Source organism: Bradyrhizobium sp. Mp27 (assembly GCF_029953005.1).
GTDB lineage: Bacteria > Pseudomonadota > Alphaproteobacteria > Rhizobiales > Xanthobacteraceae > Bradyrhizobium > Bradyrhizobium barranii.
Genome location: NZ_JASAUS010000178.1, coordinates 1 through 12,659, shown reverse-complemented (window position 1 = coordinate 12,659; position 12,659 = coordinate 1). Strand labels below are relative to the sequence as shown.

At 60.2% G+C, this 12,659-nt stretch carries 9 protein-coding genes and 1 pseudogene; 7 read left to right on the top strand and 3 right to left on the bottom strand.

Translation table 11 applies throughout. From position 1 onward, the window contains the following. Positions 1-131: 131 nt before the first annotated feature. Positions 132-233: pseudogene (locus QJT78_RS43505) on the top strand (transposase); the annotation flags it as partial. Between the two features lie 468 nt (positions 234-701). Here QJT78_RS43505 and QJT78_RS43500 read toward each other — a convergent pair. Then, a complete protein-coding gene (locus QJT78_RS43500) occupies positions 702-1,976 on the bottom strand; it encodes a glycosyltransferase family 4 protein (RefSeq protein WP_049807991.1) in 1,275 nt (424 codons plus the stop codon). Positions 1,977-2,500: 524 nt separating this feature from the next. On the opposite strand from QJT78_RS43500, the gene QJT78_RS43495 reads away from it, so the two are divergent. Genes QJT78_RS43495 through QJT78_RS43485 form a run of 3 tightly spaced genes read left to right on the top strand, consistent with a single transcriptional unit; the run spans position 2,501 to position 8,229 of the window. Next, complete coding sequence (locus QJT78_RS43495) at positions 2,501-3,376, top strand: hypothetical protein (protein WP_028153754.1); 876 nt, start codon at positions 2,501-2,503, stop codon at positions 3,374-3,376. Between the two features lie 27 nt (positions 3,377-3,403). Further along, on the top strand, positions 3,404-5,884 hold the full coding sequence (locus QJT78_RS43490) for a glycosyltransferase family 2 protein (protein ID WP_240537790.1): 2,481 nt from the start codon (positions 3,404-3,406) through the stop codon (positions 5,882-5,884). A 2-nt stretch (positions 5,885-5,886) separates the two neighbouring features. Beyond that, on the top strand, positions 5,887-8,229 hold the full coding sequence (locus tag QJT78_RS43485) for a glycosyltransferase family 2 protein (protein WP_038945154.1): 2,343 nt from the start codon (positions 5,887-5,889) through the stop codon (positions 8,227-8,229). Between the two features lie 54 nt (positions 8,230-8,283). On the opposite strand, the gene rfbD is transcribed toward QJT78_RS43485, so the two are convergent. Both rfbD and rfbC read right to left on the bottom strand, forming a co-directional pair. Continuing rightward, positions 8,284-9,237 carry a dTDP-4-dehydrorhamnose reductase gene (gene rfbD / locus QJT78_RS43480; protein ID WP_028153757.1) on the bottom strand — a complete coding sequence of 318 codons (954 nt, stop codon included), beginning with the start codon at positions 9,235-9,237 and terminating at the stop codon, positions 8,284-8,286. Further along, the gene (gene rfbC / locus QJT78_RS43475) at positions 9,237-9,791 is read right to left on the bottom strand and encodes a dTDP-4-dehydrorhamnose 3,5-epimerase (RefSeq protein WP_038945155.1); all 555 of its coding nucleotides are present in this window, start codon (positions 9,789-9,791) and stop codon (positions 9,237-9,239) included. Before rfbC ends, rfbD begins: the two co-directional genes overlap by 1 nt. Positions 9,792-9,899: 108 nt before the next feature. On the opposite strand from rfbC, the gene rfbA reads away from it, so the two are divergent. The 3 genes from rfbA (at position 9,900) to QJT78_RS43460 (ending at position 12,555) form a co-directional block, all read left to right on the top strand. Then, positions 9,900-10,778 (top strand): glucose-1-phosphate thymidylyltransferase RfbA, encoded by an 879-nt coding sequence (rfbA, locus tag QJT78_RS43470; RefSeq protein WP_028153760.1) that lies wholly within the window; start codon positions 9,900-9,902, stop codon positions 10,776-10,778. A gap of 24 nt (positions 10,779-10,802) precedes the next feature. Further along, complete coding sequence (rfbB, locus tag QJT78_RS43465; RefSeq protein ID WP_028153761.1) at positions 10,803-11,867, top strand: dTDP-glucose 4,6-dehydratase; 1,065 nt, start codon at positions 10,803-10,805, stop codon at positions 11,865-11,867. Positions 11,868-11,994: 127 nt separating this feature from the next. Continuing rightward, positions 11,995-12,555 (top strand): hypothetical protein, encoded by a 561-nt coding sequence (locus QJT78_RS43460; RefSeq protein ID WP_225006010.1) that lies wholly within the window; start codon positions 11,995-11,997, stop codon positions 12,553-12,555. Positions 12,556-12,659: the final 104 nt, after the last annotated feature.

Here is a 12,659-nt window from a genome sequence, read left to right as displayed (position 1 = left end):
ACCGTCGCCTTGGCGGCAAAGATTGCGCGGATCGCATGGGTAGTGATGACTAAGCCCGGCGCAAGCTACGAACGGCGGGATCCGGCCTTTAGCTGATCCCGTTTGTTCCAGCCTGCGAGGCTCGTGAACTTGTGCCACGTCAGAACTCGAGTGGTGGCAAAGAGCGGCTGGGCAGCATCACGAAAATGGGCGATCGCACTATCCGCCGGCTCCTCGTCATTGGCGCTATGTCCACGACACTCTGGTCGCGGGGTAAGCAGAACTTCGCTCAAAGTTGGCTGGGGCGCATTATCGCTCGCAAGCCGATCAAACTCGCTGCAGTCGCCCTGGCCAACAAAATGGCGAGGGTCATCTGGGCAGTGATGACGCGAGAGAGACCTACCGCACGGCATAAGTATCGGCCGGCCGGACCAGCCGGGTCCTGGCGGTCGTGGTGCATCGGCGCTGAATGGGAAGATGACGCGACAGTGATAGACGAGATTGGGACACCCAGTAGACCTGTAGGCGCCCTAAGCGCGTCAGTTTGTTATGGATCCGATCCGCGGACCTCATCTGGGCCGGCGGCCAAACGTGCCGCCTCTTACGTAGGCCGGACACATGCAAGCCGCCAACTTTTCGCGCATTGCTCAAACAAAACCCTTGCACCGCGGCAGCCATCCACACATGCAGGTCTGGTCAGAAGTGCGGCTCATTCGGCGGCTTTATGCGTCATTGCAACCGGCCGGTGCGTAGACGCAAGTGCCGCCCGGAGGAGGCGCACCCAGTCTTTGATTCAGAAGAAGACGCATCCGCGGCACGCAGACCTGCTCCGCATCATAATGATCAATCACGTGGTGGCGGGCGGCCGCGCGCAGCTCGGAGAACCTTGTTGGCTGCGCCAGCGCTTCAATAATCCGTTCAGCAAGTTCGTCCACCGCGAAAAATGGGACAAGCAAACCGTTGTCGCCGGAGCGGATGATCTCGCGCACCGGCGCCGTGTCAGAACCGATCACTAGGCATCCCGCACTCATCGCTTCCAACATCGACCAGGACAGTACGAAAGGGTAGGTAAAATAGACGTGTGCGGATGATACCTGAAGGGCTGCAATGAAGGTTTCATACGCCACGCCGCCCAGGAAATGTACACGGGATAAGTCGAGGCGATCACGCACCTCAGCAAGGAAGGTTGACTTCCAGGTCGTACCCGTCGGTGGCGGCAGACCGTAGGACACGCCACTCCTGCCGATGATGATGACTTGCGCGTTCGGCCGGCATCTCAAGATCTCCGGCAGCGCCCGCATAAAGATATGGTAGCCCCTCAGCGGCTCGAGATTTCGCGCGACAAACGTCACGACCTCGTCGGAAGGGCGAAGGTACTGGCCATTCGGTAGTGTCAGGCGCGCGTGGGGGTTCGGCCGCATGCGCAAAGTGTCGATGCCCTCATGGATCACGTCGATCTTGCTTTGATAATGTGGGGGAAAGGTGGATTTCTGCCATCTCGTTGGCGAGATCCCCATTTCGCAATCCTCGAGCGCGAGCAGAGTCGTCGCATTCTTCACGTGAAGCCCAATGTGGCCATCAAGTCCGGGCACCGGAAATTCCGGGTCAAACCCGATGTCCCGCCCCTCGGCCCCGTAAAAGAATTCGCAATAAACGAGCAATCGTGCCTTTGGAAAGATGGAGCGCAACGGCAGGGTCTCGCCCCATCCGGGGTGTGCGAGGATCAGATCAGGCGAGAACCCGGACATCTGTAAGCTCGAAAGACTGTACAGCACCTGCTCCGCGCGCCGACACTCTATATCGAAGCGTCGCGCAAACGGATGCGTTCCCGAGATATCAGCTTTTGGAAGTGCATATCGGATCAATTTGACGGATGGAAGCGATCTTGAAGTCGGCGCGCCGACGGCAACAAGTTCAAAGCCAGGCTCCCTGGCTAAGGCAGCCACTATGTTGCGGTACTGAGCCGGAAAATTGTTGTGAACGAACAGAATTTTCATCGGCAAGGTCTGGGCGTGATCAACGCAAATGGGTGCAATCGGCAGTTCCCGATCCTAAACTGCTGTATCACCTTCGGCTCTCCAGGGCTCGAATTGTATTTTGCTGTCACAGATTAGGTGAACATGACAAACGCATGACAGCTTTGGTTGTTTCCCTCCCGTGTTGTGTTTGATAAGCTGCTTACATGCGGTTGGACTGTGAGCATTCTGATGAGTACCAAGCAATCCCACGTCAACTCTGAGTCACAATGCCGCCGTTCCCACTTGATCGACGCCGATGACATCGCTGGCGTTATCGCGCTATTGAGGGGCGAGAATGACAGGCTTCGTCAGATAGCGGAGCTGCTCAGCGCAGAAACTGAGTACCTGCGCCAATCTCTGTTGCCGAATTGGTGTCCCCGCCATTCGCTTGAGGGGCCCTTCCTAAGGAGGCCGGTTCGTCGCAGCGACGCTCCGAATCCCAGGCGATCACGCAGGATCGTTAAGGCGAGAAGAAAAATATCTCGTTCATCTGATTGGGGGCAATGATGGCCGATGTTGAGCAGCAGAAAGTCGTAAGCCTAGATCGGGGACTCTTCTTCGTGAGCTACAAGAGTGCGGACGATCTCGCTTCGCCGCCGCGCGTGACGGTTGTACCGACGCGGGGACATGAAGAGCGCATGGCGCTCATCATGCATCCCGACGCAACCGAGCCGACACTTTGGGAGCCGAATGCGGGTCTGATGGTTCGGGTCAACACACCCGGCATGTTGCAGATTCAGGTTGAGCCGATGCGACCCGGGGGATCGCGCGCGGCGATGGTTCGTATCGAACCGATTCAGTCCGGCCGAGCGCCGCTCGCTGCGCAAGGTGAGAGCGCGGCCGTGCATGCAAATGTTGCAGTGGACGGTATCAAGATCCTCGGACACGTCGCAGGTCGCGGCGATGTCGTCGTCGCGTCTAACGCATGGATTGCAGGTCCAACGGCGCCATCGCGCATCGAAGGAATTGCCCTTGAATGGCAGGAGAAGCCGGCGGGTCTCGATATTCGCTATGCGGTCCAATTCCCCATTGGCCAGGCGGGGAGCGGCAAAATGGTGTTGCTCGGGACCTATGCGGGCACGCGTGGACGAGCCTTACCGATTACAGGGGTCGTGCTGCAAATCAGTGGCGCCGGGGGATTCGAGTTCGTGGCGGAAGCGACGTTCTTGAACGCGCCGACCTTGCGCGCCCTCGGCAAACGCGTCGTGCTGTCGGGGCCGACCGGCCGCGAGCCTCTGGTTGGCATTCGCATCGGCATCAACCGGTTAGCAGCCCCGGACAATATCGTCGTTCCCGCAAAACCGTCACCAAAGCCGGTCGGCTCCAGCCGGGTCCGCGTCTTCCGCAGCCGGGCGCGCCAAGAGAGCTCCATCGGCTAGAGGCAATCCGAAATGGAGCCGCGTAGCGTGGGTGAGCGTTCGGCCGGGCTAGACCACCATCGCAAGAATCTCGATGTTTCCTTGCTTGTCGGGCCTCACGCGCATATCGCGCTCGAACGCCTCGCAGCCGAGGCGCTGACTACGCAGGAGTTTGCGACGGCGCACAAATACGCCGATCGACGCATTCGAGTTTCGCCTCCACCAGCAGCTCACTGCTTCGTTCTCCGCGCCGAAGCTGCTTGGAGGCTCGGACTTACCGAAGCTGCGCTGTCCGATCTTGCGCGGGCGCGTCTTATCGATCCTTATGATGTCGGCGCCAACCGCCGGATGCTGGCGTGGGCCGCCGACGAACGGCGACTGGGCGCAGCCGCTCAACTAATATGCCGCGAAGGCAATCTGGCCATCCTTCGAGCTGCCATCGCGGAGCTGCGGCGTGCCGGGGGCCGTCATTGGGCGGCCTGCTCTGTGTTCGACAATCACGTGACGGGCTGGGTCGCCTGGACCAACGCCCTCTTCGTCGAAGTGAGCCTCGCAACCGAAGACGGCACGCTGACGAGCATTCTCGAACCCAATCCGTTTCACGCGCTGGCGAGCGCAGATGTGCAGGCAACAACCTTCTTGGTTCGGCGGCCACCGTCCACGACAGCTCAAATCGTGACGCTGAGATGCGGCGAAGACGTCGTCCAGGTTCGACGCGTGGCGCCTAACCTCACTTCGACGATGAACCTCCGAGCCGCTCGCGATCCTTCCATTGGAATAGGCCCGAACGTCGACCTGCCGACCGTTATCGTCCCCGTCTATGCAGATGCGCGGGCAACGATCGAATGCTTCGAGAGCCTCGACAAGGCAAGGCGTCCACAAGGAACTGGTAAGGACGCCTTTCAGGTTCTCGCCATCGACGATGCCAGCCCGGAAGTGGAGCTGCAGCGCCATCTGAGCGAGCTTGCGACGAAACGCAAGATTCGTCTCCTCGTAAACCCGGTCAATCTCGGCTTTGTCGGCGCGATCAATCGGGCGCTGAAGGAGATCCAGAGGGGCGACGTAGTACTGCTCAACTCCGATACGCTCGTTCCGCCCGGCTTCGTCGATCGGTTGGCCGACGTGGCGTATTCGGCGCCAAACATCGGAACCGTCACACCACTTTCCAACAACGGCGACATCTTTTCCTTTCCAACGCCGAACGACGTTAATCCGATGCAGCGCTATGACGAGATTGTCGCGATCGATCACGTCGCCAGCGCAACGAATGCAGGGAAAGCGATCGATGTCGCAAGCGGCATCGGATTTTGCCTCTATATTACACGCGCCTGCCTCGACAGTGTGGGCGAGCTCTCGGACAAATTCGATCGCGGTTATCTCGAAGACATCGATCTCTGCCTCCGCGCGCGGACCAACGGCTTCCGGAATGTTTGCGCGCCGTCGGTCTATGTCGGACATCACGGCTCGAAATCTTTTCAAGAGGAGAAGCGAGGTCTCGTGCTTCGCAATCTCAGCTTTTTAGACCAGCGATTCCCAGACTACCGGGAGGAATGCCGCGCCTTTGAAATCGCCGATCCGTTACGGCCGGCGCGCGCCGCGCTTGAGCGTGCGCTGCCATGGCCGGCTGAGCCATCGGTACTAGTTCTCGCGGGCGAGCGGACCTGCCCTGCCGTAACGGACGCGCGAATACGCCATCTCCGCCTGCATGGCGAGCGCACGGTCCTGCTCTCGCGGGACAACAACGTGCTTCATCTCCGAGCTGCCGACGGAGGTTTGCCGCAGACCATGCGTTTGAGGTTCGACGCAGAGGCAAATCTCGCCAGCTCTGGCGACATCCTGAGGCGGCTATCCCCGATGCGTATTGAGATCCTTGAGCCAAACCCGCCGCCGCGGCTCATCGAGCTGATCCGGTGCCTCGATGTTCCGATCGATCGCTGGCTGGTATCAGAGAGCATTGGCGAGATTGGTTCCCTGCCCTCCTGCACAACTCCACTTTTCGTTCCCAGCAAAATGGCAGAGGCCTATGCCCAAAGCAGGTGGCCCGATCGCAAGATCGTGCTGCATGACTGGCCCACATGTTTCCTGACACTGCCGCCGATCTCGGCCAATGATAAATCCCTTGTAATCGTTCCCTCGACGCCAACGCTCGCATCCATGCGCATGATAAAAACATTGGCCGATTGTCTGTGGGGGCGCGAACCATCGCTACCGATCGTTATCGCCGGGGCGACCTGCGGCGATGATCGGCTGATGTCACGGCCCAATATCTTCGTCACGGGCGCGATTACTGCGGACGAACTTGGCAATGTCCTGAGACCGCACAATCCGGGCTGGATCCTCACCGATTTTGAGCAGCCCGTCTTCGGCCATCCTCTCGTCGAGACTGCCAGACAGGCGACGAGGCCAGTCGCCTACCGCGACTGGTCCGGCGGCGCGCTGAAGCCTCGCAAAGGCGACCTTGCCATTTCTGCCATTGCGAACGCGGCAGCGCTTGCCGATCTCGTGGTCGACTGGGTCGCGCGGTCCTGAGCATGTCGCGTCTGTCCCGCCAGCCATCCGAACGGACGATCAGACCAAAGCTCGTCAGCCGGCTCGAGCTCGCGCGCGATGGTACGTTGTCCGGCTTCGTCTACGACGCCCAGGAGCCGGAGCGCCGCTATAGCATAGAAATTTTGCTCGACGGCCTGGTGTTCAGCACAACCTATGCCGACGCCTTCGTTCCCGAGCTTGCTGAACAAGCGCACCAGGCGAGTTGCGGATTCGCGATCACGATTGAGCCCGATCTGCTGCGCGCTGCACGCACGCTCGAGGCCCGCCTGGCCAATCTCGGCACGCCTGTCGGCCAATCGGTCAATTTGGAGAGCGAGGGCGCAAATCGCGCCGATCTGCGCAAAACGTGCCAGTTGCGCTGGCTCGGCGGCCTCCATTTCCAGGGCTGGATCGATAGCGACTCCGCGCTCTTTCTGGAGGCAATCGTCGACGGAGAGGCCGTCGCTCAGGTTAATGCAACCGCTTGGACGCATGTTGGGGAAGCTGCGGCACACCGGAATGCGCGCGCCTTTGATTTCCACGCCCCGCGACGCTTTGCCGACGGCCGCGTTCACCGCGTTTCGTTGCGCAGAGAGGACGGTGAGCCAATTCCATCGACGGCCGTCTTTGTCGCCTTTCCCGACGGCCTTGCCGGAATGATCGACGCGCTCGGCGGCTACGGTGCCGAGCGCCTGCGCGGTCAGCTGTATGATCAACTGATTCCCGCCTCGCTTCCGTTCTCCGACTACGTGAATTGGTGCGATCGCTTCCCGCTGCCGATGCCGCGAGCAAGTGGCCTTTCGCTCGCGGTCGTCGTCGCCGGCGCGCCCGGCGCGGAGCAGACGCTCGCCGCGCTCTCGATTCAGACCCACGAAAGCTGGACGGCAGGCGTGATTGACGGCGAGCTACTGTCCGTCGACAGCGACGCTCTGTTGGAGTTTCTGGACAGCGCCGCATCCGATTCACATCACGTCGTCATCGCGATGGCGGGTGTGGTGCTCGAGCCGAATGCCCTGGCCCGCATTGCCGCAGCATTCGACGCCTATCCGGAGGCGATCGCCTTGTACGGCGACCTCGATTTTCTCGCCGAGGATGGCCGGCTCTGGCCGCTGGCCTTTCCTGCATTCGATTACGAAAGGATGCTAGAGCAAGGCTATTGTGCGCATCTGTTTGCTGTACGACGAGACGCCCTGCTCGCCGGCCTTGAGACCCGTCCCGACAATCTTTACCGCCTCTTCAACTGCTTGCTCGATCACGCTGGTCCACGTGAGGACAACATCCTTCATCTGCCGGGAGCTCTGGCGACGCTTCCTAACCTCGATCGAACGTACGCCAGCCGTCTGCTCGCCGCGGCGAGCCAAATGCACCTCGACGCACGTGCCGTCAGTGCCGATGTAACCCCGCAACAAGTTAACCTGTTTCCTGCGGTTCGAATTGGTCGAGCGATTCCGCACCAGCGCGTGACAGTGGTCATCCCGACCCGAGACGGTCTCCCGCTCTTGCGGACCTGTATCGACAGCATCGCGCCGGCGGTCGAGTTCTGCCGCGCAGATATTCTCGTTGTCGACAATGACAGTGTCGACCCCAAGACGATCGCCTATCTTGCGGGCTTGGCGAGACGCGGCGTACGGACTTTGCGGGTCGAAGGTCCCTTCAATTTCGCGAGGCTGAACAATCACGCCGCAGCAACACTCGACAGTGACGTGCTCTGTCTCCTCAACAACGACATCGAGGCGAGTTCCAAAGACTGGCTCGAGGAGATGCTCACGCGGCTTGCCGAGCCTGATGTCGGTGCGGTCGGCGCGCTCCTGACTTGGCCTGGTGGCGTCGTTCAGCATGGCGGTGTCGTCCTGGGAATGAATTTCGCGGCGACTCACGCTTTTACCGATAGATTCGGTGATGATCCCGGGTTTCTCGATCAGCTCCTTGTGGCGCACGAATGCAGCGCCGTGACTGCGGCCTGCCTCGCCACCAGACGCAGAGACTATCTTGCCGTTGGCGGGATGGACGAGTCGCGCTTCGCGATCGCCTTCAATGACGTCGACTATTGCTTGCGGTTGCGCCAAGCGGGCAAGCGAATCGTTTTCACGCCGCATGCGAAGTTGGTTCACGCCGAATCAGCCAGCCGCGGGCGGGATGATCGCGCCGACCGGCGCGGCCGGTTCGAGCATGAACTTAATCTGCTTCGGGCGCGCTGGGGTGAATGGCTCAACGAGGACCCTGCCTACAATCCGCAGCTCTCACGCGATGGGATTCCCTACAGCGGCCTCGCCTGGCCGCCCGGGCCGCGCGCCCCTCGCTACAATCATCTCGAATCGGCGCGTGACGTGCCGTTGGGGTTCTGATGCGGCGCCTCTTCGTCATTCAGCCGCTGCGCGCTCCCTTCGCTGATCCGCCGTTCAATCACGAATAGGCTCGGTGCGGGAGCTGCGCGCCGGCTCGGCGCGTGCTGCGTTTTCTTGCAAGGCAACGAAATCGTCGAGCTCGACCGGTAACGCCTCATGCCAATTCGGCGTGGTCACTCCAAACTGTCTCTTCAGGCGCGACAGGTCGAGCCGCGAATTGCCGGGCCGTATCGCCTTGGTCGGGAAATCGGCCGTGGCGATCGGAATGACGCGTTCCACCTCGAGCCTTAGGCCGCGCGACCTAAGGCCGGCGACGATCGCGCTGGCAAAGCCATGCCAACTTGTCTCGCCGGCGCAGACGAGATTGACGACGCCGCCTTTGCGCGCAAAGAGCTCATTCAGGTTCGACAGATTTGGCAGCGCGATATCCGCAATGGCGTTGGCGACCGTTCTCGCAGTGGTCGGCGCGCCGATCTGGTCACCAACGATGCGTAGCTCTTTGCGCTCCGCCGCAAGCCGCGCGATGGTGCGTAGGAAGTTGGCGCCCTTGGCGGCGTAGACCCAAGAGGTACGTGCAATTAGATGCGGACCGCCTGCTGCGCAAATGGCAGTGTCACCGGCAAGCTTGCTCGCGCCGTAGACCGACAACGGCCCCGTTGGGCTATCCTCGCGCCATGGCGCATTCCCAGAGCCATCGAAGACGTAGTCTGTGGAAAAATGCACCAGCGGCACGCAACGTTTTGCAGCCCATTTGGCGATCACCTCGGGTCCCCCGGCATTGATGCGGAATGCGAGCTCGCGTTCGTCCTCGGCGCGATCCACGGCGGTATAGGCCGCGGGGTTGATGATGAGATCCGGCTGGAACGTGTCGAGCGCCCTGACGAGTCTGTCAGGCTTCGACAGATCGAACTTATTGAGGTCAGGCGCGATGATTGTGCCCCGTCGAGCCAGGAGTGATTGCAATGCACCTCCGACCTGCCCGCCGGTTCCCGTCAACAGTATCCGCATCAGACTTGCCCATACAATGGAAGGTTTTTGATGTCGGCAAGCAGCGGCGCGTCCGCGTCCTTGGCCGAGAGCGACGGCTTTTCGATACCCCAGTTGATACCGATCGCCGGGTCGTCCCAGCGGATCGAAACCTCGTGCTCCGGATTATAGAAATCATCGCATTTGTAGAAAAAGTCCGCGACCTGTGAGAGCACCAGGAAACCATGCGCGAAGCCGCGCGGAACCCATAGCTGGCGCCGGTTCTGCTCGCTCAACTCGACGGCAACGTGACGTCCGAAATTAGGGCTGCCGACGCGGGTGTCGACAGCGACGTCGAGCACCTTGCCCCGCAGCACGGCGGCTAGTTTGCCCTGGGTAATGGGATTTTGCAGATGCAGACCCCGCAGCACGCCGTAACGCGAACGGGACATGTTGTCCTGCACGAAGCGTCGCATGATACCGAATGTGTTGTAACGAGTCAATTGATAGCTCTCGACGAAGAAGCCACGGTCGTCGCCGAAGAACTTGGGCTCGATGATGAGAACTTCGGGGAGCTCGGTCCGGATCACATTCATTCCGCAGCACTTTGAATTTGCCGACCGACCCGATTCTCTCGGCGTCCGCACTAACTTGCACTCTTCACATTATATGGTATGCTTGTGATAAGTAAACTGTGAGGAGCAATGAAAGGCATCATTCTCGCAGGCGGCACCGGCTCTCGCCTCTATCCCGTGACGACCGTCGTTTCGAAGCAACTTCTGCCGGTCTTCGATAAACCTATGATCTACTATCCGCTCTCCACGCTAATGCTGGGCGGAATTAGGGAAATCTTGATCATCTCCACGCCGCACGACAAGGCGCTTTTCGAGCGCCTGCTCGGCGATGGCAGCGAAATCGGTTTGCGTTTCTCCTACGCGACGCAAGCGACGCCGCGCGGAATTGCCGACGCGTTCAAAGTCGGACGGCATTTCATCGGCGACGATCCGGTCGCCCTTGTGTTAGGTGATAACATTTTCTACGGGCACAACCTGCCGGGAATGTTAACTAAGGCATCCCTGCGCAATAAAGGCGCTACCATATTCGGTTATGTCGTCAACACACCCGAGCAATATGGCGTGGTCGAGCTCGATCAGGCCGGCCGCGCGCTTTCGATAGAGGAGAAGCCGAAACAGCCGAAGTCCAACGTCGCAGTGACCGGCCTCTACTTCTACGACAACGACGTGCTCGACATTGCCGCATGCATCAAGCCGTCGGCTCGTGGCGAGATCGAGATTACGGACGTCAACGAGGTCTATATGGAACGGGGCGATCTCTACGTGGACGTGCTCGGTCGCGGCTTTGCCTGGCTCGACACCGGTACGCATTCCTCGCTCGTCGAAGCCAGCCATTTCGTCCAGATCCTCGAGCAACGCCAGGGCCTGCGCATCGCCTGCCCAGAAGAAATCGCTTTGCGACAGGGCTACATTACGATTCAATCGTTCGAGCGGGTGGCTGCGAAAACCGCCAAGAGCAGCTACGGCGAATATCTACAATCTGTCGCACGCGCGCACCGAGCAGACTGATTCGGCAGACGGAGTAGATTGATCATGCGTTTGAAGGGGATCACCATCTTCGTGACGGGTGGGGCCGGGTTCATCGGCTCCGCGGTCGTACGACATCTCCTGCGTAATAGCCACGCACGCGTCGTCAACCTCGACAAGCTCACCTACGCCGCGGTCCTTTCTCCCCTGACCGGCGCGACGAAAACGAACTACGCCTTCGAGAAGCAATGCATCTGCGACGCGCCCGGTGTACGCCGACTGTTCGAGCGCTATCAGCCCGACGCTGTGTTGAACCTTGCCGCAGAGAGCCACGTCGACCGCTCGATCGACGGCCCCGGCGAATTCATCCAAACCAATATTGTAGGAACGTTCACACTGCTCCAGGAAGCCCTACGCTACTGGAGGGCGCTGTGTCCGGACAAGCGGGCGCGGTTCCGCTTCCAGCATATCTCCACGGATGAAGTATTCGGCTCGCTCGGCGAGGACGGCTTCTTCACGGAAAACACGCCCTACTCGCCCAATTCACCCTACTCCGCAAGCAAAGCTTCATCCGACCACTTGGTGCGCGCCTGGCATAAGACTTACGAGCTGCCGACGCTCCTGACCAACTGCTCGAACAATTACGGCCCCTATCACTTCCCGGAAAAGCTGATCCCGCACATGATCATTAAGGGTCTGGCCGGAGTGCAGCTTCCCGTCTACGGCGATGGAAAAAACGTTCGCGATTGGCTCTATGTCGAGGATCACGCCAAGGCCCTCACACTCGTGCTCGAGCACGGAGCCGTCGGCGAGACCTATAATATCGGTGGCCGGAACGAGCGGACCAATCTGCATGTGGTGGAGACGATCTGCGACTTGCTCGACGACCTCGCCCCGAGCACGGACGGCCCGCGCCGCCGCCTGATCTCCTTTGTCACCGACCGCCCCGGCCACGACCGCCGCTACGCCATCGACGCCTCCAAGCTCGAACGCGATCTCGGCTGGAGCGCGGTGGAGAATTTCGAGAGTGGCATCGACAAGACGGTGCGCTGGTATATCGAGCAGAAGCCGTGGTGGCAGGCGATCCTGGAGCGCGGATATCAGACCAAGCGGGTCGGACTGAGTCAATAGCGTCAATGAGTCGTCGCCGAACCGCGTCGTCTCACTGAATTCATGATTAACCGTCACTCGGTTTCAAGGATCGCGTCGTACGGCGGTGAGGCCTCTCTTGCCGCGTCCACCTGAACGCGAGGCGCTCATGCTGCCAAGAATGTCAGAGGAAGAAACGGCTCTGTTCCTGTCGTTTGTCAGAAACAGCCGCGACTACGTGGAATTCGGCACGGGTGGCAGCACCGTTCTCGCTTCGAAGTACGTCAAACGTTCGATACGGTCCGTTGACTCCTCTCAGGAATGGTTGAAGCGCGTGGGCAGCGCATGCGCCGAATGCCAGACCCAACCCGAGCTGATGCTTGTCGACATCGGTCCCACCGGCGATTGGGGTTTTCCAACCGATGGTGCCACCAAGTCGCGCTGGCCTGATTACCATTCGGCCATCTGGAGGTATGAGCAGAGTGCAGACGCTGATCTCTACCTTGTCGATGGCCGCTTCAGGATTGCGTGCTTTGCGCAGACCGTCTTGCATTGCAAGCCGACAGCCATCATCGGCTTTCACGACTTCAGCTCCCGGCGTCCCTATCATTGCGTGAGAAAGATAGCCCAGGAGATCGCAACGGCCGGCGACCTATCGTTTTTCCTTCCGCTGCCCAGACGGGACGCCGCGGAAGCTATCCTTCGCTCCCATTACACGGAGCCGTCCTAGTACCCGGAATCAGAGCTGAGTGATACGGCGGCCTTTGAAACGGCGTTGACGGACCTTTTTCTTGGTCCAGACGAAGGGCTCGGCTCTGTCGTTGTATGCGTTGA